Below are 22096 nucleotides of genomic sequence, written 5' to 3'. Positions count from 1 at the left end.
GACCATATGGGCGTTTTCAGATGATTACAAGTATTGACAGATTTTTACATCTTTTTTATTTGTAGGCCGGTTTTCAGGATCAGGCTTGAAGAAAAAATCGGTAGGACAGCCCCCTCGCTCACAAAAACCCCGGTATTTCTGTTGCGATTGAAATGCAGGAAACCCATTAACTTCAGCGATTTGCAACGGAAGGGCTGCTGATGGACAATCACACTGCATCTGCCGCCGCTCGAGGCGAAACTCGGCTGAGCGACATCATCTACGAAAAAATCGTCGGCATGATTTCGGACGGGCGGTTTCCCGTGAACGAGCGGCTGCCATCGGAACAGAATCTGGCGTCGCTGTTCGGCGCGTCGCGGCCGGTTGTGCGGGAAGCGCTGGAGCGGCTTCGGAACGACGAGCTTATCGTTTCGCAAAAGGGATCCGGCTCTTATGTACGCCAGCAGCCGGATTCTTCCGTGTTGCAACAGGTGCCAGTCGGCTCGCTGGCCGACGTGCAGCGTTTTTTTGAGTTCAGGGCCGGATTGGAGGCTTCCGCAGCTGAGCTTGCGGCGCGCAACTGGCAGGCCGCGGACAGGGTGCGGATCGAGCAGGCGATTGCCGCGCTGGAACAGTGTCTCGAGCGCAACGATCTCGGCGCGGAGGAAGACTTCGCCCTGCACGAAGCCATCGCGAAGGCGAGCCATAACCAGTTCCACATCACGGTGCGGATCTGGTTCAAGCCCCATTTCGCCATCGGCCAGTCGGTAACACGCAGCCTCAGCCTCAAGCGCACGCCGCAGCATGTGCGCGAGGTGCAGAACGAGCACACGGCCATCGTGGAAGCGATTTTTGCGCGGCGCGAGCAGGCCGCGCATGACGCGATGAAAGACCACATATTGAAGGCGCGCGCCCGCATGTTTCAGGGCGTCGGCAGTTAGGCCGCACCCTGCAATGTCGAAAATAGAATCATAAAGGGCGGATGAGGGAGAGGAACCAGTGAGCCAGCCGCACATCATAGAACCGAAGCTCCGTTCCCTGATCGATACCCCGCTGAAGGTCGGCGAATCGCCTGCCTGGGACGAGCGAACCGGCGATCTGTGGTTCGTCGATATTCTCGCGCCCGCCATTTTCCGCCTGCATCCCGGCGGAAAACTCGACAGGTACGACATGCCCGCCCAGGTGGGCTGTCTCGGCCTTTGCGACAATGGCTTGATCGTGGCGGGCCTCAAGACTGGCGTGCATCTTCTCGATCCCGCGAGCGGCAAGCTCGATCTTCTCTGCGACCCGGACGACGGGCGGCCTGACAGCCGCCTCAACGACGGAAAGGTTGGTCCGGACGGGCATTTCTGGGTGGGGACCCGCGACGAGGCCGCGGTACAGACAGGCAATGCACGCCTCTATCGCGTCGCCCCGGATGGCGGTATCGAATGCATCATCGATGGCGACATGTTCACATCGAACGGGCTTGCCTGGAGCCCGGACGGCAGACGCATGTACCATTCCGACAGCAGCGGCCTCATGTATCAGGTATTCGATTTCGACGCCGCGACCGGCAGGATCGGCCCGGCCGAACGCCTTCACGATTTCGCGCCGGATGAAGGCAGGCCGGACGGTGCGGCGACCGATTGCGAGGGCTGTTACTGGAGCGCCGGCGTTCAGGCGGGACGTCTCAACCGCTTTTCACCGGACGGCGAATTGTTCGAGGTCTACAGGCTGCCGTTCAAGGGGCCGACCATGCCGTGTTTCGGCGATCCCGACCTCAAGACGATCTACCTCACAAGTCTCGTCACCGAGACGGACGGAATAACCACCGCAGGCACGGTTGTCGCATTCGATGCGCCGGTCGCCGGCACGCCCGTTCACAAATTCTCCATTTGAAGATGACTTTTGATCCTAAGGAACCCAGTTGATGACGACATTCGATTTTCGCCAGGCCCTGCAGGGCATCTCCGGCGTTCCGGTAACGGCTTACGATGCAAGCGGCGAAGTGGAGACCGGTGTTACCGCCGAGGTTTACGCCCGTGTCGCAAAGGCGGGCATCCACAATATCGTCGCGGCGGGCAATACGGGCGAATTCTACGCCTTGACGCCCGCGGAAATTCTGAAGGTTTATGAAGCCGCGATAAAAGGCGTCAGCGGCAAAGCCCCGGTTACGGCGGCGATTGGACGCTCGCAGCGCGAAGCGCTCTCCATGGCGCGTCAGGCAAAAGAAATGGGCGCATCCGCCGTGATGTCGCATCAACCGGTCGACCCTTTTGCAGCCCCGCAATCGCAGATCGACTATTTTATCGGTCTTGCGGAGGGCAGCGAATTGCCGCTGGTCGCCTATGTCCGGGCGGACGGCTTTTCGGTCGATGACATGGTAAGGCTTGCGAGCCACCCGAATGTCGCCGGCATCAAGTTTGCAACGACCGACATCATGCTTCTGTCGCGCGCGATTGCCGCTTCCGATCCGAACGGCGCTCTATATGTCTGCGGACTGGCTGAAAGCTGGGCGCCTGCCTTCGCGGCGGTTGGTGCGCGCGGCTTCACATCCGGTCTCGTCAATGTCGCGCCGCAATTTTCCCTGCAGGTTCACAACGCCCTGACGGCCGGCGATTTCCCGGCCGCACGGAAGATCATCGAAAAGATCGAATTGTTCGAACGGCTGCGGACACGATATCGCAACGGTGCAAACGTGACCGTGGTGAAGGAAGCCATGGAAATTCTGGGGATGAAGGTTGGCCCCGTTCGCGCCCCGGGACTTGCCCGTCTGGACAAAGAAGATCGCACAACGCTCGAAGGATTGCTTGCCAGCTGGCGCTGATGGACGCCTTGCCGGCAAGCTGCACATTTTCACTTTTATCAGATCATATGCCGGCCATGAGCCGGCATATGCTTTCCGGGCCGATGGATGCTCAGCCGAACAGTGCAAGGCTGCTCTTCACGGTAACCCATACGCCCCACAGAAGCGGAATACCGACAGCAACCCAGGCAAGTGCCGCCTTGGTGTCCAGCCCGCCACGTCCGATGCCGAAGGAGCCTGTCGGACCGGCATTGGCGGCCGCCGTCTTTGCCTGCAGCGTCGCGACCTCCGCATCCGACATGAACCACTTGTCCGCAAGCGGCCGCACGAAAGCATTGGCCACGAGGCCGATCGCCAGCATGCCCGCCAGAATATACATGGTGCTGGTGTAGAGCGCGGGTCCTGGCGCCACGCCCGCCGCGATCTGCGCTTCGCGGATGTAGTTGACGACGACCGGGCCGGCGATGCCCGCAGTCGCCCACGCCGTCAGCAGGCGGCCGTGAATTGCGCCGACGAACTGCGTGCCGAAAATATCCGCAAGATAAGCGGGAATGGTCGCAAAACCACCGCCATACATCGACAGGATGATACCGAAGGCCAGAACGAAGAGCGCCTTGTTGCCCATCGTCGCAAGCGTCGGCGCCAGCGCATAAAGAATGATGCCGAGAATGAAGAAGCAGAAATAAGTGTTCTTGCGGCCGATCTTGTCGGACATCGACGCCCAGAAGAAGCGGCCGCCGATATTGAACAGGGAAAGCAGCCCGGTGAAACCGGCAGCAATGGCTGCGATCTGCGCCTTCTGCCCGGCATCGAGATCCGCAAAGCCCACGCCGGGTAAGCCGATCAGCGATCCTGCGAAGATTTCCTGCAGCATGGGCGAGGCCATGCCGATGACGCCGATACCCGCCGAAACGTTGAGGCACAACACCGCCCAGATGAGCCAGAACTGCGGCGTCTTGTGCGCATCGCGCAGATGCACGTGGCGATGGGTTATCATGGCGCTTTTGGCGGAAGGCGCGGTCCAGCCCTCCGGACGCCAGCCCGACGGCGGAATGCGGTAACCGAAAGCGCCTGCCATCATGAAGACGAAATAGATCAGGGCCATGACCACGAAAGTCTGCCAGACGCCGACCGAAACATCCGTCTTGAAATTGTTCATCAGCAGATTGGCGAGCGGCGCGCCGATCATCGCACCACCGCCAAATCCCATGATGGCCATGCCCGTCGCCATGCCGCGACGGTCCGGGAACCATTTGATCAGGGTCGATACGGGCGAAATATAGCCAAGGCCGAGACCGATACCGCCAATGACGCCGGCCCCCAGCCACATCAGCCACAATTGATGCGTGATGACGCCGATTGCCGCCACCAGAATACCGCCGCACCAGCAGCAGGCGGAAACGAAGCCGGCCTTGCGCGGCCCCACTCTTTCCAGCCAGCCGCCCCAGATGGCCGCCGAGCAGCCGAGAAGAACGAAGAAAAGCGTATAGATCCAGCCGAGATCGGCCACGCGCCAGTTGCACTCAGTGGTGAACAGCGCACCCAGAAGGGTGAGGCTGGAGCAACTGGGGTCCGTGGCCGGCAGCGCCTTCGACAGCGGCAGCCAGAACACGCTGAAGCCATAGGCCATGCCGATGCATAGATGAATGGCAAGGGCCGCCGGCGGCACCAGCCAGCGATTGAAACCCGGTCTTGCGATTATTCGTTCGCGGTCCAAAAACCCGGCTTGCGCCGCCTCTCCCGCTGTCGCACCTGCTACTGCCATTGACATTACCTCCCTCGTGGATGTCTGGACATGTCACGTTCGCCCCGCCGGGCGAACACCGATATCGCCGAACGTCCCCCGTCCGGCCGAAAATGTGATTTTGCGGTCGCGCCGCTCAAGCCTCTGTGCTTTCCGGGACGCTCGGTTCCGAAAGGGACTCACCCGCAATTGCTCCTTTGCCGCCCGGCGCGCCCTTCGCGTCGTCGCCGAGCCCCACGGCATCGGCCGCCGGATCGTCGGGCCGCTTGATCTTCTTCGACGCGGCAAGCACAAGCGGCAGAAAATCACCGGCCCCGGCATCCACCATCTCGAAGAACCGGCGTCGCATGCGCGGTTCCCAGAACTTGTTGATGTGGGTGGCGACACCTTCGATGCGAATATCTTCCGGCTGCGACAGAAAGAACGTCGCGATCTGGTTCGCCATTCTCACCAGCTTTTCATCGGTGTGGTTGAGCAACATGACCTCTTCCCCCGCGCCGGCTGTCGGCCGACGCCTCTGTGTGTGACAGGCCGGGCGCACCCGGCCCTCCTTATTCCGCCGCTTCGAGCTTGCCGCTGATCCGCCGCGAACGGCGGCCAAGCGCATCATATTCCTCCTGCCATTCCGTCGGCCCATTGGAAGGCGATACCTGCACGGCGGTCACCTTATATTCGGGACAGTTGGTCGCCCAGTCGGAGAAGTCGGTAGTGATGACATTCGCCTGCGTGCCGGGATGGTGGAAAGTCGTATAGACCACGCCCGGCGCCACACGGTCGGTAATCAGCGCCCGCAACGTCGTGTCGCCCGACCGGCTGGCGAGCTTGATCCAGTCGCCATCCTTCACGCCGCGCTGTTCGGCATCGTGCGGGTGGATTTCGAGACGATCCTCCTCATGCCAGACGACGTTTTCCGTGCGCCGTGTCTGCGCGCCGACATTGTATTGCGACAGGATGCGGCCGGTGGTGAGCAGCAGCGGGAAACGCGGACCGGTGCGTTCGTCCGTCGCCACATATTCGGTGCGGATGAACTTGCCCTTGCCGCGCACGAAACCGTCCACATGCATGATCGGCGAACCGTCCGGGAATTTCTCGTTGCAGGGCCACTGCACCGAGCCCTTTTCTTCCAGATAGTCGTAGGAAACACCGGCGAAGCTCGGTGTCGTCGCTGCGATCTCGTCCATGATCTCGGACGGGTGCGCGTAATTCCACGCAAGACCCATGGCCTGCGCCAGCTTCTGCGTCACTTCCCAGTCGGCATAACCGTTCTTCGGGGACATGACCTTGCGCACGCGGTTGATGCGGCGCTCAGCATTGGTGAAGGTGCCGTCCTTTTCGAGGAAGGTGGACCCCGGCAGGAAGACATGGGCGTAATTCGCCGTCTCGTTCAGGAAGAGATCGTGCACCACGACACATTCCATCGCGGCGAGACCGGCCGAAACGTGCTTCGTATCCGGATCGGACTGGAGAATATCCTCGCCCTGAATATAGATGCCCTTGAAGCTGCCATCCACGGCCGCATCGAGCATGTTGGGAATACGCAGCCCCGGCTCGTTGTTGAGCTTCACACCCCAGAGTTTCTCGAAGATGTCGCGCGTGGCATCGTCGGAAATATGCCGATAGCCCGGAAGCTCGTGCGGGAAAGACCCCATGTCGCACGAGCCCTGAACATTGTTCTGACCGCGCAGCGGATTAACGCCTACACCGGGGCGGCCGATATTGCCGGTCGCCATGGCCAGATTGGCGATTGCCATGACCGTGGTAGACCCCTGGCTGTGTTCGGTGACACCGAGCCCGTAATAGATGGCACCATTGCCACCCCTGGCATAAAGACGTGCGGCGCCGCGCACCTCTTCCGCCGGCACGCCGGTGAAGCTTTCGGTTTCTTCCGGGCTATGCTGAGGCTCGGCGACGAAAGCGGCCCAATCCTCGAATTCCGACCAGTCGCAGCGCTCGCGAATGAAGGCTTCGTTGAACAGGCCTTCCGTGACGATGACATGCGCAAGCGCCGTCAGCACCGCGACATTCGTTCCGGGCTTCAGCGGCAGGTGGAAGGACGCCTCCACATGCGGCGTGCGGACGAGATCGATACGGCGCGGATCGATGACGATCAGCTTCGCGCCCTGCCGCAACCGCTTCTTCAGCCGCGAGCCGAAAACAGGATGCCCATCCGTCGGATTGGCGCCGATGACCAGCACCACATCGGACTGTTCGACGCTATCGAAATTCTGCGTGCCGGCGGAGGTGCCGAAAGCCTGGCCGAGACCGTAGCCCGTCGGCGAGTGGCAGACGCGGGCGCAGGTATCGACGTTGTTATTGCCGAAGCCGGCGCGGATGAGTTTCTGGACGAGGAAGGTTTCTTCGTTCGTGCAGCGGGACGAGGTGATGCCGCCGATGGATTCGCGGCCATATTGACCCTGGATACGCCGGAACTCCGACGCGACATGGGAGAAGGCCTCTTCCCACGTGACTTCCCGCCAAGGATCGCTGATCTTTTCGCGGATCATCGGGTTGAGAATGCGGTCCCTGTGGGTGGCATAACCATAAGCGAAACGGCCCTTGACGCAGGAATGGCCGCGATTGGCCTGCCCGTCCTTCCACGGCACCATGCGCACCAGCTCTTCACCGCGCATTTCCGCCTTGAAGGAGCAGCCAACACCGCAATAGGCGCAGGTCGTGACCAGCGAATGTTCCGGCTGGCCGATTTCGATTACCGATTTTTCAGTGAGCGTCGCCGTCGGACAGGCCTGCACGCAGGCGCCGCAGGAAACGCAGTCGGAATCGAGGAACGCCTCATGCGCGCCGGGCGACACACGGCTTTCAAAACCGCGGCCTTCTATCGTCAGCGCGAAGGTGCCCTGCACTTCCTCACAGGCGCGCACGCAACGGGAGCAGACGATGCATTTGGAAGGATCGTAGGTGAAATAGGGATTGCTCTCGTCCTTCGGCATCCAGCGGGCATTGAGATCGCCATCGCCGGTGCGGGCCTTGACGTGGTTGTCGCCTTCGTAACCGTAACGCACATCGCGCAAGCCAACGGCGCCGGCCATATCCTGCAGCTCGCAATCGCCATTGGCGGCGCAGGTCAGACAGTCGAGCGGGTGATCGGAGATATAAAGCTCCATCACGCCCTTGCGGATCTGCTTCAGCCGCTCGGTCTGCGTGTGCACGACGAGACCGGGCGCGACGGGCGTGGTGCAGGAGGCGGGGGTGCCGTTGCGGCCCTCCACCTCGATCAGACAGAGGCGGCAGGAACCGAAGGCATCCACCATGTCGGTGGCGCAGAGTTTCGGAACATCGATACCCGCTTCGCGCGAGGCGCGCATGATCGACGTTCCCGCAGGCACAGTCACCTGCCTGCCGTCGATGGTGAGCGTCACCGTGTCCGTTGCGTGGGATTTGGGGGTTCCATAGTCGAATTCTGTTACAAGGGCCATGGTCTTACTCCGCCGCTTCAACACGTGGGGTGGGGGCAAAATCATCAGGGAAATGCCGGAGCGCGCTCATGACGGGATAGGGCGTAAAGCCGCCGAGCGCACAGAGCGAACCGAATTTCATGGTTTCGCAGAGGTCTGCGAGGAGTGCCGTATTTTTCTCCCGCTCGATGCCGAGCGCGATCCTGTCCACCGTCTCGACGCCGCGTGTGGAGCCGATGCGGCAGGGCGTGCACTTGCCGCAGCTTTCGACGGCGCAGAATTCCAGCGCGAACCGGGCCTGATGGAGCATATCGGCGGTATCGTCGAAAACCACGATACCCGCATGGCCGATCAGGCCACCGGCGGCCGTGAAGGCTTCATAGTCGAAGATCGTGTCGAACAGCGAGACCGGGAAATAGGCCCCGAGCGGACCGCCCACCTGCACCGCCTTGACGGGACGGCCGGTGATCGTGCCGCCACCGATATCATTGACCAGCTGCCCGAGCGGCAGGCCGAAGGCGGTCTCATAAAGCCCGCCATGCCTGATGTTTCCGGCAAGCTGGATGGGGATGGTGCCATGCGAGCGGCCGACGCCGAAATCGCGATAGAATGCTGCACCACGATCCATGATGACCGGAATGGAGGCGAGCGAAATCACATTGTTGACGACGGTGGGCCTGCCGAACAGGCCCTGCAAAGCAGGAAGCGGCGGCTTGGCCCGCACGGTGCCACGCTTGCCTTCCAGACTGTTCAGAAGCGAGGTTTCCTCGCCACAGACATAGGCGCCGGCACCCATGCGCACTTCGAGATCGAAGGCCCGCCCGGAACCGAGCACGGATGGGCCGATGATGCCTTCGCGGCGGGCGATTTCGATTGCCTGCTCCATGACCTTGATGGCGTAAGGATATTCCGAGCGCGTATAGATGAAACCTTTCGTCGCGCCGACGGCGAGGCCGGCAATCGCCATGCCTTCGATCAGCACGAAGGGATCGCCTTCCGTGATCATGCGGTCGGCGAAGGTGCCGCTGTCGCCCTCATCGGCATTGCAGACGATGTATTTCTGGTCAGCCACCGCATCGGCGACGGTCTTCCATTTGACACCGGTCGGGAAACCCGCGCCGCCGCGTCCGCGCAGGCCGCTTTCGGTCACTTGCGCAACGATATCGGCCGGCGCCATGGCGACGGCTTTTTCGAGGCCTTTCAAGCCCTGATAGGCGCGGTAATCCGCAAGCGACAATGGATCGGTAACGCCGCAGCGGGCAAATGTCAGGCGCGTCTGGCTTTTCAGGAACGGAATGTCCTTCGTCGGCCCGAGACAGAGACGATGCTCGCCGCCGGTGAGAAAACCCGCATCGAAAAGCGAGGCAACGTCGCTGGACTTGACCGGCCCGTAGGCAATACGGCCATGTTCGGTGCGCACTTCCACCAGCACTTCAAGCCAGAGCATGCCGCGCGAGCCATTACGTACAATATGCACATCGAGGTTACGGCTGGCCGCCTCGCGGCCGATCGCTTCGGCGACACGGTCTGCGCCAACGGCAAGCGCGGCGGAATCGCCCGGAACAAAAACGGTGACACTCATCGGCGCGCCTCCGCCAGAATGTCGCCAAGACAGTGCTCATCCAGTCTTGCATGAAGCTCGCCATCCAGCATCAGCGCAGGCGCCTGCGCGCAAAGCCCGAGACAGAAGATCGGCTCCAGCGTGACGGAGCCGTCGGCTGCCGTTTCGTGCCAGTCAAGGCCGAGCCGGTTCTTGATGGTTTCCGCAAGAGGCTCGCCACCCATCGACTGGCAAGCCTCGGCGCGACAGAGCTTCAGCACATGCCGGCCGGACGGATGATCGCGAAAATCAGGATAGAAGGTCACGACGCCATGAACCTCGGCGCGCGATATATTCAGCGCGGATGCGACGATCTGCTTGGCGCTTTCCGGTATGTAGCCGAATTCTTCCTGCACCGCGTGCAGAATGGGCAGCAATGGCCCCTCCAGGTGGAGAAGTTCGTCAATGATAGCGGAAACACGGGCCGCCTCATCTGCAGCAACCGCACGGATATTCATAAGCCAGTCCTCCCAAACCGACAGGGGCAGGTATGGCGAGCGGCACATGTTTCAGTGCCAGCGCAGCCCCTGCATGGTTCGGGAGAATGGCGAGGTCGGCCGGATCAGGTCAATAATGTGTTTTCGTCAACCGATAGGAAATTCCTATCAAAAGCCATCGCCGCTGCGCGCTGACGCGCCTCATGAAGAAGCGCGGAAACGAGCGGCGTGTGTGGTTCGCGATAGGTTGCGATCAACCCCACCAGATGTTCCGCGTCCGGCTCGGTGATCGGTATCATTCTGATCTGTTTTGGAAAACCAAATGATTCCGCTATGTTACGCGGCATTATTGAAGCCCATTGTCCGGTTCGGATATGCGAAAACAGCACAATCATGGAGTTGGACTCCAATGTCGGTTTTACCTCCACGCCCGCTTCAGCCATATGCTTGTTGATGATACGGCGGTTCTGCATATCCGAAGTCAATAGGCATAACCTAAGACCTGAAACCTGCTTCCAGGTAACGCTTTCCTGATCGGCGAGCGGCGTTCCGGCTGCTGCAATCAGGTGATATCGCTCCGAATAGAGCGGCACCGTGGTCACTCGGCCAAGAGGTTCATTGTCGAGATAGCTGATTCCCGCATCGATCTCGAGGTTTTCGATCTGGCTGAGGACCTGAAGCGAGGTGCGTGACGTCACGGAAAAGGTCACGTCGGGATGCCGAGCCTGAAAGGATTCCGTCAATCGCGGCACCATCGCAAGCGCCGTCGGAATGACCGCAAGGCGGATGTGGCCCGCCAGACCCTTGCGCGCCGCCCGCATTTCCTCACGCATGGTGCGCGTATCGGCGACGATGCGACGCGCCCATTCGAGAACACGCTGGCCCTCCGGTGTCAGCCCCTGATAACGCGCCGCACGCACCACAAGAACGACACCAAGCTGGTCCTCCAGCTGCCGGATCGCGGCCGAGAGACTGGGTTGGGAAACGCCGCACTCCTCCGCCGCGCGGCCAAAATGCCCTGCGCGCGCCAATGCAATGAAAAATTCCAGCTTGTCGATCATGCGTCCTCCCGCGTCGCTCGCGACCCTGCGTATGGTGCGAGCAGGAGAACACTAGAACGAGGCGGGGAAGCCCGCAAATGGATGCCGTTGTTTTCCTGAAATCGCGGGGGGTGGCAAGACTGGATTCCGTCAGGCACGGGCAGTCATGGCGTCGACGTTCGGTCAACCACTCCAACCGCACTGGACGCAGCTTATGGCGGCATTGACCCATCCGTCGTTTCGCCTCCTGCCGCACAGCATCGGGAAGCGAAACCAATCGTCATCGCCGCCTCGATGCCCTGCCCTCTCATTCTCTGGAGTTTATGGCGGCAGGCAAAGGGTATTCGGCGCTTCAGCCGCAAGAACCTTCACTCGCCATCCGGCTTGATGAAGTCTGTCATCGCGGGCGCCTTGAGGACGAACTGACGATCCGAGCTGATGTAATTATCGGCATGCAGGCGCGCAATCGGCTGATATCGGTCCGGATCGACATAACGCCCCTCCGCATCGAGGCAATCCTTGTGGACATGCATGTGCACCACTTCCCCCAGGACAAGGGTACGGCGCGGATAATCGATCAGGCGCTCCACACGGCATTCGAAGGCGCAGGGCGATTCCGCCGCAAAGCTCGCATCGATCTTGCTGCAGGGCGTGGCCGTCAATCCGGCAATCGAAAGTTCATCCACTTCGCTGTCGAAACCGAGGCCGCAGACAAGCATTTGTTCGGACAGAGCCATATCGACCATGTTGATGACGAATTCGCCGGTGCGACGAATATTGGCCATCGTATCCTTCTCCTCGCCCGTCACACGCGGCTGGATGCCGAGAACAACGATTGGCGGATCATGGGAGAAAACGTTGAAAAAGCTCATCGGTGCGGCATTGTTGTGGCCAGCGGTCGAGCGCGTCGTGACAAGCGCTATCGGCCGTGGACCGATAAAATTGGTCAGCAAACGATAACGGCTCTGCGGCTCAAGCGCGGTAAAATCGAATTCCATGGGAGCACCTGATTTATTGTATACAATAATATTTCATATTGCAGACAATTACTCAATCACCCTGATCACGGGATAGCCGATTTTGCTGCATCACATTTGGGGAGCAAAGGAGAAGTAGCAAACCCGCACGCACCAAATGGACGGAGCCGCCATCCACGCATCGACTATAAGCGTAAAAACTCCCCGGCCTGGAGGGGTCCGGGGAGTAAACCTGACATCATGTCAGAAACTTTGACTGGAGCTAGTTACTCACCCGTTTGGAAACGGGGTGGATCTGAGTTGTCTAACCCTACTATGCTTTTTGTAGACTATTAGAACGAACGCTGCAGGCGAACGAAACCGGTCCACTGGTCGCCAGCGCCACTGCCGATGCCGCTACGAACGCGCTCATCGCCGTCAACGCTCTGGTAGTTAACCGAAACGAGCGTGGAGAGGCCGGTAGTGATCTTGTAGCCAACTGCTACACCAGCGCGCCATGCATCGCGGTCGCCGGTGAACTTGCCGTCGGTGCCGATATCAAGCGTACGGAAGTACTGAACGCCGGGGGTGATGGTCAGTTCTTTGGTCGCCTTGATGGCGTATTCAGCAGCAACGGACCACTCGGATTCTTCGTAGTATGCGTTGGCGCCAGAAGCCCAGACGCCTGCGAGGCCGAACGTGCCCGGGCCAACATCAGCGGTGATGATCGCACGGATCGCACCGTTTTCAGCGTCGGTGTCGTAACCGCCGAGCAGGTTAGCCTTAACGCCGCCGAACTTGGCGCCGACGATGGCGCTGACGCCGACATTGTTGTCGCCCTGGCGGTTCTGCGTCGTCCAGTTGAGCTGGTTTACGCCCAGATTGTTGCGCTGGATGGTCGTTCCGCTGATCGAGTTACCGGCGATAACACCTTCCAGTTCCTCAACGGCAACACCAGCGTAGAAGGAGCCAGCGTCGTAGGTGTAACGGATAGCGTTCAGACGGGTCTGGTTCGAGCTGAGGTTATCGACTTCACCAGAGAGACCGTCATCCCACCAGTTATAGTAGAAACCGACCTTCAGGCCGCTGATTTCGATGAAAGCCTGGTCAAGAACGACAGCGCGGCTGCTGTCCTGGTCAGCCTGGCCACGGAAACCGAAGTAGCCGCGCAGAGCGCCGAGCTCGGTGTCCGAACGCGTGTCGACGTTGAACTGGGCGCGGGTGAAGGAATCCCAGTCGGACGTGCCGGACTGGTCACGACCGAAGTCGGTCTGGAAACGAACGTAACCGTCGAACTTCAGGCAGGTTTCGGTGCCGGGGATGTAGAAGAAGCCGGTGCCGAAAGCGTCGCAGACGCGAACATATTCCATGGGCTCGGGCTCGGCAGCGACGATAGCGTCAGCGGCCTGAGCGCCGGATACTGCTGCGAGAGCCGCAGCGGAGCCGATCAGAAGGCTCTTAATGTTCATTTGTAATCTCCAGTCAAAAATTTTTCAACGAATGCGCAAATTTGAGGGCTGGTCTTTTCCCTGCCGCCCGCTTCCCTGCGCTGATTCAGCAAATGACAGAAGTTGCTGTAGACTCGCAATTTAAATCGGCGAAATACAAATACATATAAAGTAAGCATTTTAATTTCGTAGTAAAATTACAACAAATTAATAGTTTAAAATATAATATTTTGAATTCTTATTTCGAAATAATATAATTTATTACTTATATAAAAATTCATAGAATACCAAATTGTAAATCGATAGAATGAAACATCTCCCGCTCCGCACGGGATCGGGAGACATCTTACAGGCTAGGGGAAACGAAGTGGTTTCGTTACAGAACCGCACAGGGCAAAGGCGGCAAAGCCGCCCGGCCTCTCCCGGAAAGCCATATCTGGCCGATCTGAAACAAATGGCCGCCCGGACAGCCTATAGGCGGTGTTCGGGTAAGCCGGTCGCGAATATCGTCGTCTTCGCCAGCATGTCTTCGATCGCCTCTGCCGGCACCGGGCGGCTGAAGTAATAACCCTGACCGTAGGGGCAGCCGGCATCACGCAGAAATGTCGCCTGCTCGCCGGCTTCCACGCCTTCGGCAATGACATCGATGCCAAGAGACCCGGCAAGCTGGATCATGATCGAGACGATGGCGCTGTCCTTGGTCTTTTCCGGCAGATGGGTGAGGAACGAGCGGTCTATCTTCATGCAGGATAGTGGGAATGTCTTGAGCATGCCGAGGCAGGAATAACCGATACCGAAATCATCCAGCGCCAGGCTGACGCCCATCTGTTTGATGGCCCGCATGATCCGCACCGATGTTTCAACATCCTGAATGATGAGCGTCTCGGTGATTTCGATTTCCAGCAGGGACGGCGCAAGGCCGGTTTCCTTGAGCACTGACCTGATCTGCTGCACCAGTCCCCCCTGAAACTGCCGCGGAGAGATATTGACCGCCATTTTGACGGGCGACAGGCCGGCGGCGGCCCATGCCTGCGCCTGACGACAGGCCTTTTCGAGAATGCTTTCTCCGAGTTCGACGATCAGACCGGTTTCTTCCGCAAGTCCGATGAATTCCGCAGGGCCGAGCAGACCTTCCGTGGGGTGCTGCCAGCGCACCAGCGCCTCCACACCGCTGATCCGGCCGCTGACAAGATCGACCTGCGGCTGGAAGTGCAGCACAAACTCGTCCCTCTTTACGGCTTTGCGCAGTTCCTCGATGCGGGTGAACTTCTTTCTCAGATCATCCGCCATGTTCGGGGTGAAGGTGGCGATGCTGTCGCGCCCGGTATGTTTGGCCTCATACATGGCGAGATCGGCCGCCGCGACGATTTCCGCCGTGGTTTCCCCATGTTCCGGGAAAAAGGCCATGCCGATGCTGCATGTGACCTTGATATCGTAATTGCCGATACGCAATGGCTGCGAGACAGCGGCGCGGATGCGCTGCAGGCGGTTTTCGACATCGTCCCTGCGCTCTTCGAGAATGATGACGAACTCGTCGCCGCCCACCCTGAGAACGAGATCGTTCTTCCGGAGGCTTTTCGCAATGCGCTCGGCGGTTTTCGACAGCAACGCGTCGCCGATGCTATGGCCGAGCGTATCGTTGATCTGCTTGAAATTGTCGAGGTCGAGAAAACCGATACCGACCCTTCGGTTCGCCTTTGCCGCCGCCGCCAGTATTTCCGGCAGTCTCGTATCGAGGAAACGTCGGTTCGGCAGTCGGGTCAGCATGTCGTGATCCGCCAGGAAGGCGATATGTTCCGCCGCCCTTTTGCGGTCGATCGCCAGCCCCGCCATGCGCGCCGCAGCGCCTATGAATTCCACCAGCGCCGCATCCGGCTGGCGGCCGGCCAGCATGCACCAGACGAAACCATGCGCCTTGCCTTCGCTGGCGGGAATATCGAAACTGAAAGCCATGTTTTCTGCCGGATGGACAAGGCTCTCGGGATCGCTGACGCTGGAAACAAGTGCGACCAGCCCCTCCTGCTGCGCGAGCGCCGGCGAGGCGTAAACGGAAGGTTCCCCTTCCGCCGCATCGAACACCCGCACCGCGCAGGCCAGTCCGGTCGCGAGATTTTCGATTGCCTTGACGAACTCCTCGAGAAAATCCTCGATGCGCGCCGCCGCGACGATCATTTCCAGAATATGCGCCTGCGCCTGAAGCAGTCTTTCCGAGGCCTTTTTCTGGGTTATATCCCGCGAGGCGCCGACCACGCCGATGATGTTGCCGGCCTTGTCCTTCAGCGGCACGCGCGACATCATGAGCCAGCGGTCGATATCGCCGCGCATGGCGCGTTCCTCGTAACCGAGATCCGGTTCGCCGGTGCGCATCACCCGCGCCTCGGTATCGGGAATGCCGGCGCGCTGCGCCGCTTCACCGTTAATATCGTAGTCGGTGAGCCCGATCAGTTGCTCGACAGTGTCAAAGCCGTTTTCGGTGACGATGGCGCGATTGGCGAAAAGAAAGCGCCCTTCCAGATCCTTGGCATAGATAAAATCCGGCACGTGGTCGATCATCGCTTCCAGAAGCGCGTGCCGGTCGGAAGGATTGCTGTTTTCGCTCATGTCAGGAGTGGCGGATGGCGTGACATCGCGCTTTTTTCGCGACATCCGGTTCTGCACGGGTGTCTTCGGGCCTTTGGAACGCACCTCTCCGCCTCATCATTTTATAAGGAAGCAGAATAGTAGGATTATACGTATTATATAAATATGAACAACGACAGGAGATTGCCGGGAAACCAGCCTTTTGCAGCAGCCTCCCCGAATCAAAACGGCGCAACCGAAGCTGCGCCGTCAAGACCACAGGCGGCAATTCGTTGACCGTCACACCACCGGCGTCGGCAATTCTTTGCCGGCAAAATGGGCATCGAGATTGGCGAGAACGAGATCAGCCATGGCGCGGCGCGTCTGGTGCGTGCCGCTGCCGACATGCGGGGCGAGCGTGACGTTGTCGAAGGCGAAAAGCGCTTCCGGCACGCGCGGTTCATCCTCGAAGACATCCAGCGCCGCGCCACCGATCGTGCCGCTGGCAAGAGCCTCTACAAGCGCCTTCTCATCCACCAGCGAACCGCGCGCCACGTTGACGAGCACGCCCTGCGGTCCAAGCGCCTTCAGCACATCCGCATTGACGATATGGCGGGTTTCGGCCGTAGCGGCGGCGGCGATGATCAGCACGTCGCAATTGGCGGCCAGCGCCTCGATGCTGTCATAATAATCATAAGCAACATCGCGGCGGTTTCTGGCGGTGTAGGAAATGCGCGCATCGAAACCCTCGAGCCGCTTTGCGATTGCCTGGCCGATGCGGCCGAGGCCGAATATGCCGTAACGGCGGCCGGCCACGCGGGTGGAAAGCCCCATATCGCCTTTCAGCCATTGGCCGGTGCGCACATGCTGGTCGGCCTGCGGCAGCTTACGCGCCTGCGCCAGAACGAGGCCAAGCGCGAGGTCGGCGACATCGGCTGTCAGCACATCAGGCGTATTGGAGACGCGGAAACCGCGTCGCTTGGCTTCGGCGAGATCGACCTTGTCGAAACCGACACCGTTGATGGCGACGATTTCAAGATTGGGGAGTGCGGCGCCGATATCCGCCGGCAGGCCGATATGGCCGCCGGTGACGACGCCGCGGATTGAAGCACCCTTGTCAGCAAGGAACGCCGCCTTGTCAGCAGCCTCGAACAGGCGATGCACGGTGAAGCGCTGCGCAAGTTCCTGTTCCAGTGCCGGGATGAGCGGGCACAATTGCACGATTTCAGTGGTCATGAAGTTTCCTTTGCGCCGGTGAACTACTTCACATCGGCCTTGACGAATTGCCGGAGTTCCGGCGTTTGCGGGTTGGCGAAAAGTTCGGAAGAACGGCCCTGCTCCCAGATCTTGCCCTTGTGCATGAAGATGGTTTCGGTCGCCACGCGGCGCGCAAAGGCCATTTCATGGGTGACGAGGATCATGGTCATGCCGTCTTTGGCGAGGTTTTCCATGACGGTCAGTACTTCCTCGGTCAATTCAGGGTCGAGCGCCGAGGTCACCTCGTCGAACAGCATCACCTTCGGCCGCATGGCGAGCGAGCGGGCAATCGCCACGCGCTGCTGCTGGCCACCGGAAAGCTGGTCCGGATAGGAATCGAATTTCTCCGACAGGCCGACGAGTTGCAGAACCTCGCGGGCAATATCCTTGGTTTCCGATTTCGCCACATCCTTGACGATACGCGGCGCGAGCATGATGTTTTCGCCGACCGTCAGATGCGGGAAAAGATTGTAGCTCTGGAACACGATGCCGACATCGGTGCGCAGCTTGCGCAACGCCTTGGCATCTTCGCCAATCGCATGACCGGCGATTTCGATACGGCCGGAATTGATCTTCTCCAGCCCGTTCATGCAGCGCAGCAGCGTGCTCTTGCCCGAACCGGAGCGGCCGATGAGGGCGAAGACTTCACCGCGGCCGACCGTCAGCGACACGCCTTTGAGGACTTCCAGAGCGCCAAAGCTCTTATGAACGTTTTCAACGATTACTTCCGGCATGAAGCCTCCTTTCCAGCCAACGCGACAGCTGGGACAACGGGTAGCAGACGATGAAATAAAGCACGGCCACGGCGACGAAGACGCGGAACGGCTGGAACGTGGCATTGTTGATGAGCTGCCCCGCTCTCGCCAATTCGACGAAACCGATGATCGATGCGATGGACGTATTCTTGACGACCTGAACGGCGAAACCGACGGTCGGCGGTAGCGAAATGCGGATCGCCTGCGGCAGAATGACGTAGCGATATTGCTGGGCGCGGGTCAGCGCAAGCGATTCCGACGCTTCCCATTGCTGCTTCGGCACCGCCTGGATGCAGCCGCGCCAGATTTCCGCGAGGTAACCCGATGTATAGATCGTCATCGAGGCGCCGGCGGCAAAGAGCGGTGGCAGTTCCAGCCCGGCAAGGCTGAGGCCGTAATAGGACAGGAACAGGATCATCAGCACCGGAATGCCCTGGATCACCTGGATATAGGTGCCGGCGGCAATGCGCAGCCCCTTGAAATTCGAGGTGCGGGCGAGCGCCACGAAGAAGCCGACAATGCCGCCGCCGATAAGCGCAATGATCGTCAGAAGCACGGTCCATTGCAGGGCGGTCAGCAGGAAGCCGAACTCGTTCCAGCCGAAAGTTCGAAGAGTCATGACTGCACCTCCGGCATGGCGGTCATCGTCTTGCGGGCAACGCGACGGCCGAACAGCCACATGCCGACGAGGGCAAGGATGAGCCGCAGCGAAAGCGCCAGCGCAAGATAGATGAGCGTGACGACGATATAGACCTCGAAGGAGCGATAGGTCTGCGATTCCACGAAGGCTGCGGCAGCCGCAAGCTCATGGGTGGAAATGGCCGAACATATGCTCGATGCCAGCATCATCAGCACGAACTGGCTGCAAAGCGAGGGATAGACCTTGGCGATGGCCGGCACGATGATGACGTGGCGATAAATCTGGTATTTGGTGAAACCCAGCGCCTCACCTGCCTCGATCTGCGACTTGTGCACCGCCTCGATGCCGGCGCGGATGATTTCCGTCGAATAGGCGGCGAGGTTGATCGTCATGCCGATCAGCGCCGCCGTATCCGCCCCTACCCTGAAGCCGAGGCCCGGCAGGCCGAAATAGACGATGAAAAGCTGCACGAGAAACGGCGTATTGCGGATGACTTCCACATAACCGTCCACGATGATGCGGACGATGCCGCCATTGATGGACCGCAGCGAGGCCAAAAGAATGCCGAAAGCGCAGCCGAGCACGATGGACAGGACTGACAGCTTGATCGTCAGCCATATGCCGTTCAGAATCTCGTTCTGATACTGGGCGAGCGCGCCGAATTGGAATGTATAGGACATGCGTCACTCCGTTGACATTTCCCGGGCCCGCCGGAGTGTTTCCCGACGGGCGCGTTGAAAGGCTCAATCAGAAGCTTGGCAATTGCGGCAGCGGACGGCCGGTCCACTTGACCGAGATGCGGTCGAGATCGCCGGACATCTTCATGAGATAGATGGAGGTGTTCAGCCATTGGCGCAGCTCGAAATCCTCAGGCTTGGTCGCCATGGAATTGCCCTGCTGGAAGAAGGTGAAACCGACCTGCAGACCGGCTTCCGGACGCTGCTTGATGATCGCTTCGCCAACCGTGGACGGCAAGGCGACGGCATCGACCTGACCGGCGAGCAGTGCCTGGGCGCTGGTGGAATCGTCTTCGTAAACGACGATTTCGAGACCTTCGACATTGGCCTTGCGCAGCGCGGTTTCCTGCGAGGAGCCGCGATTGACCGAAACGCGCTTGCCCTTGAGGCTATCGAGATTTTCGAACTTCTGGTCCTTGCCGGAAATGATGTCCATGTTGAAGGCGCTGTAAGGCTGCGTGAACATCACGGTCTTGGCGCGCTCGCCGGTCGGCGCAAGCGTCGCAACAAGAAAATCGACCTTGCCGGTCTGAAGTGCGGGAATACGCGCAGGCGGTGTCAGCGGCACCAGTTCCACCGGCAGCGACAGGTAAGAGCCGATGAGATTGGCGACATCCACGTCGTAACCGGAAGGATTGCCCTTCTCATCCACCATGCCCATCGGCGGCGCACCGGTCAGAACACCGATCTTGACCTTGCCGCGCGCCGTGATCTCGCTGATCGAGACGGCATGGGCGGATGTGCTGGCAGCAAGCGTTGCTGCTGCAACACCGACGGCAACGGTCATGTTCTTCAGAAATCTGGATATGCTCATGGTTTCTCCTCCAACCTTATAGTGGCTGCCCAGAATGGAACAGCGGCCTTGCACAAACCGGAAAATGTTCTCGATAACATTTTAACGCGATTGACTAAAAACTCCTCCCAAGAAACCGCGAAAGCACAAAACCAGATGAATCTCCTATGAAATTCAATGTTTTCGGCTGGTTATCGATTTTCCTCTGTTCGACACCGTTTCACGTTCTTGGCAGGATCAATAATGCATGTTATCGGTATCATTGCAAGTCCGATCTACAGAACTGTTTCGGTCGGCAATCATTCGGGAGGAAACATGTATACACGCTCGGCAATTTTCGAAGGCAGGATTCACCCTGGCCGGGAGGAGGAGTTTTTCCGCATCGTCGAGGAGAAATTGCTGCCGGTCTGGAAACGCATGCCGAATGCGCAGGCCGTGCGGGTGATGCGCACCGAGCGCACGGACCCGGACGCCGCTTCGATCATCATGGTGCAGGAAATCGACTATCCGTCGATGGAGGCGGTGGAGGAAGCGCTGGTCTCCCCCGTCCGGCTGGAAGGCCGGGTGCTGACGGATGAGATGATGAGCATGTGCGACGGGCGTTTTTATCATCTGGTCTATAGCCGCGTCGCATAAATCCGGTGCACGCCGCATCGATCTGCAATCATACGGCGTGCTTTCCCTTATTGTCTTCGTGTATGTCTTGTCCTGAACCGGTTCGAATTTAGGGAGACATGCTTTGGTGGAGCGCACGCCCTTGGCCGCAGCGTTAGTCACGTCAAAAAAAGCTACCATGAGCGATGTCTCGAAACTCGCGGGCGTCTCCAAGATGACCGTTTCGCGGGTGCTGGCCGATCCCGCGCTGGTGTCCGAGGACACTCGCCAGAAGGTGATGAAGGCCATCGAGAAGCTGGGTTATGTGCCGGACCGGATCGCCGGTTCGCTGTCCTCCCGCCGCACCAATTTCATCACCGCCATCCTGCCGACGCTCACCAACTCCAACTTCGCCGATAGCGCACAGGGGCTTGCCAATGCGCTGCGCGCAGCCGATTACCAATTGCTGATCGGCTACACCATGTACGATCTGCAGGAGGAAGAACGCGTCATCCGCACCATGATGGAGCGCCGCCCCGATGCCATCGTCGTCGCCGGCACGGTGCATACCAAGATGGCGAGCGAAGTTTTGATGCGCGCCGGGATCCCGATCGTGGAAATCTGGGACGTGCCGGAACACCCGATCGACCATGCGGTCGGTTTTTCCAATTACGAAGTAGGAAGAACCGCCGCCAAGCATCTGATATCGCTTGGCTTCAAGCGAATCGGTGCGCTCGGATCGAGGGCCGATGGCGATGTGAAGGACTGGCGCGGCGAAAGCCGCCTGCTCGGTTTCGGCGCGGCCCTGCGTGAAGCCGGCATTGCCGACGATCTCATCATCCGCGAAGGCAGCGCCCCGGTCTCCTATGACCACGGGGCAAAGACCCTCGGCTCGCTGCTGGCCAAGGCGCCAGATGTCGAGGCCATCTTCGCCGTATCGGATATTTCCGCCGTCGGCGCGCTGACGGAATGTCATCGAAGGGGAATCAGTGTCCCTGACCGCATTTCCATCCTCGGCTTCGGCGACTTCGATATCGGCCGGCAATGTTACCCTGCAATTTCAACGATCCGCGTGGACGCCCAGATGATCGGCCGCAGGGCGGGCGAGTTGCTGCTTTCGATACTGGAGGCGGAAAAGGATGCCATTGTTCCCGAAGGCGCAAGGGTGGATGTCGGCTTCGAGCTGATCGTACGGGAGACGACGAAGCGGCTGGGTGGGTGAGCGTCTAGCCCTATTGGGACGAGCGGATGCTGCTTGCTTCTTCTCCCCGGCGGGGAGAAGTCCGCGGCAGCGGGATGAGGGGGCTAGCTCTCCGCATATCGTTAGCGTTGCCCCCTCATCCGACCCTTCGGGCC

General features: G+C 59.8%; 19 protein-coding genes. 5 read left to right on the top strand and 14 right to left on the bottom strand.

All coding sequences use genetic code 11. From position 1 onward, the window contains the following. The first annotated feature begins 200 nt into the window (after positions 1-200). Genes CFBP4996_RS24850 through CFBP4996_RS24840 form a run of 3 tightly spaced genes read left to right on the top strand, consistent with a single transcriptional unit; the run spans position 201 to position 2788 of the window. Positions 201-920 carry a FadR/GntR family transcriptional regulator gene (locus CFBP4996_RS24850; protein ID WP_003521683.1) on the top strand — a complete coding sequence of 240 codons (720 nt, stop codon included), beginning with the start codon at positions 201-203 and terminating at the stop codon, positions 918-920. Positions 921-978: 58 nt separating this feature from the next. Then, positions 979-1860 carry an SMP-30/gluconolactonase/LRE family protein gene (locus CFBP4996_RS24845; protein ID WP_080853415.1) on the top strand — a complete coding sequence of 294 codons (882 nt, stop codon included), beginning with the start codon at positions 979-981 and terminating at the stop codon, positions 1858-1860. Between the two features lie 31 nt (positions 1861-1891). Beyond that, the gene (locus CFBP4996_RS24840; RefSeq protein ID WP_080853416.1) at positions 1892-2788 is read left to right on the top strand and encodes a dihydrodipicolinate synthase family protein; all 897 of its coding nucleotides are present in this window, start codon (positions 1892-1894) and stop codon (positions 2786-2788) included. A 91-nt stretch (positions 2789-2879) separates the two neighbouring features. Here the strand turns inward: CFBP4996_RS24840 and CFBP4996_RS24835 are convergent, their stop codons facing one another. From CFBP4996_RS24835 to CFBP4996_RS24770, 14 genes are all read right to left on the bottom strand, one after another. Continuing rightward, on the bottom strand, positions 2880-4532 hold the full coding sequence (locus CFBP4996_RS24835; RefSeq protein WP_080853417.1) for an OFA family MFS transporter: 1653 nt from the start codon (positions 4530-4532) through the stop codon (positions 2880-2882). Between the two features lie 115 nt (positions 4533-4647). Continuing rightward, complete coding sequence (locus CFBP4996_RS24830) at positions 4648-4992, bottom strand: formate dehydrogenase subunit delta (RefSeq protein ID WP_080853418.1); 345 nt, start codon at positions 4990-4992, stop codon at positions 4648-4650. 70 nt (positions 4993-5062) lie between these two features. Further along, the gene (gene fdhF, locus CFBP4996_RS24825; RefSeq protein WP_080853419.1) at positions 5063-7945 is read right to left on the bottom strand and encodes a formate dehydrogenase subunit alpha; all 2883 of its coding nucleotides are present in this window, start codon (positions 7943-7945) and stop codon (positions 5063-5065) included. Positions 7946-7949: 4 nt separating this feature from the next. Continuing rightward, on the bottom strand, positions 7950-9506 hold the full coding sequence (locus CFBP4996_RS24820) for a formate dehydrogenase beta subunit (protein WP_080853420.1): 1557 nt from the start codon (positions 9504-9506) through the stop codon (positions 7950-7952). Beyond that, positions 9503-9982: a formate dehydrogenase subunit gamma gene (locus CFBP4996_RS24815; protein WP_080853421.1), complete on the bottom strand. Its 480-nt coding sequence runs from the start codon at positions 9980-9982 to the stop codon at positions 9503-9505. The genes CFBP4996_RS24820 and CFBP4996_RS24815 overlap by 4 nt, the downstream gene beginning before the upstream one ends. Before the next feature lie 104 nt (positions 9983-10086). Next, positions 10087-11022: a LysR family transcriptional regulator gene (locus CFBP4996_RS24810; protein ID WP_003521693.1), complete on the bottom strand. Its 936-nt coding sequence runs from the start codon at positions 11020-11022 to the stop codon at positions 10087-10089. Positions 11023-11369: 347 nt separating this feature from the next. Further along, positions 11370-11999: a flavin reductase family protein gene (locus CFBP4996_RS24805; protein ID WP_080853422.1), complete on the bottom strand. Its 630-nt coding sequence runs from the start codon at positions 11997-11999 to the stop codon at positions 11370-11372. A 311-nt stretch (positions 12000-12310) separates the two neighbouring features. After that, entirely contained in the window at positions 12311-13426 is a 1116-nt protein-coding gene (locus CFBP4996_RS24800; RefSeq protein ID WP_080853423.1) for a porin, read from the bottom strand. A 450-nt stretch (positions 13427-13876) separates the two neighbouring features. Then, positions 13877-16051, bottom strand: a complete 2175-nt coding sequence (locus tag CFBP4996_RS24795) for a putative bifunctional diguanylate cyclase/phosphodiesterase (RefSeq protein WP_080853424.1) — start codon at positions 16049-16051, stop codon at positions 13877-13879. A gap of 213 nt (positions 16052-16264) precedes the next feature. After that, the gene (locus tag CFBP4996_RS24790; RefSeq protein ID WP_080853425.1) at positions 16265-17200 is read right to left on the bottom strand and encodes a 2-hydroxyacid dehydrogenase; all 936 of its coding nucleotides are present in this window, start codon (positions 17198-17200) and stop codon (positions 16265-16267) included. A gap of 23 nt (positions 17201-17223) precedes the next feature. Then, positions 17224-17955 (bottom strand): amino acid ABC transporter ATP-binding protein, encoded by a 732-nt coding sequence (locus CFBP4996_RS24785; RefSeq protein WP_003521699.1) that lies wholly within the window; start codon positions 17953-17955, stop codon positions 17224-17226. After that, positions 17936-18595 (bottom strand): amino acid ABC transporter permease, encoded by a 660-nt coding sequence (locus CFBP4996_RS24780; protein ID WP_080853426.1) that lies wholly within the window; start codon positions 18593-18595, stop codon positions 17936-17938. Before CFBP4996_RS24780 ends, CFBP4996_RS24785 begins: the two co-directional genes overlap by 20 nt. Beyond that, complete coding sequence (locus tag CFBP4996_RS24775; RefSeq protein ID WP_003505665.1) at positions 18592-19296, bottom strand: amino acid ABC transporter permease; 705 nt, start codon at positions 19294-19296, stop codon at positions 18592-18594. Before CFBP4996_RS24775 ends, CFBP4996_RS24780 begins: the two co-directional genes overlap by 4 nt. Before the next feature lie 67 nt (positions 19297-19363). Next, positions 19364-20167, bottom strand: coding sequence for a transporter substrate-binding domain-containing protein (locus tag CFBP4996_RS24770; RefSeq protein ID WP_080853427.1), 804 nt, complete (start codon positions 20165-20167; stop codon positions 19364-19366). 294 nt (positions 20168-20461) lie between these two features. Here CFBP4996_RS24770 and CFBP4996_RS24765 point away from each other — a divergent pair, with 294 nt between their 5' ends. Together CFBP4996_RS24765 and CFBP4996_RS24760 are read left to right on the top strand one after the other, a co-directional pair. Next, positions 20462-20782: a hypothetical protein gene (locus CFBP4996_RS24765; RefSeq protein ID WP_003505663.1), complete on the top strand. Its 321-nt coding sequence runs from the start codon at positions 20462-20464 to the stop codon at positions 20780-20782. Positions 20783-20939: 157 nt separating this feature from the next. After that, positions 20940-21962, top strand: coding sequence for a LacI family DNA-binding transcriptional regulator (locus CFBP4996_RS24760; RefSeq protein WP_080853428.1), 1023 nt, complete (start codon positions 20940-20942; stop codon positions 21960-21962). Positions 21963-22096 lie beyond the last annotated feature (134 nt).

The organism is Agrobacterium leguminum, from assembly GCF_005144435.2.
Lineage (GTDB): Bacteria > Pseudomonadota > Alphaproteobacteria > Rhizobiales > Rhizobiaceae > Agrobacterium > Agrobacterium leguminum.
This window is presented reverse-complemented; position numbering and strand designations above follow the sequence as displayed.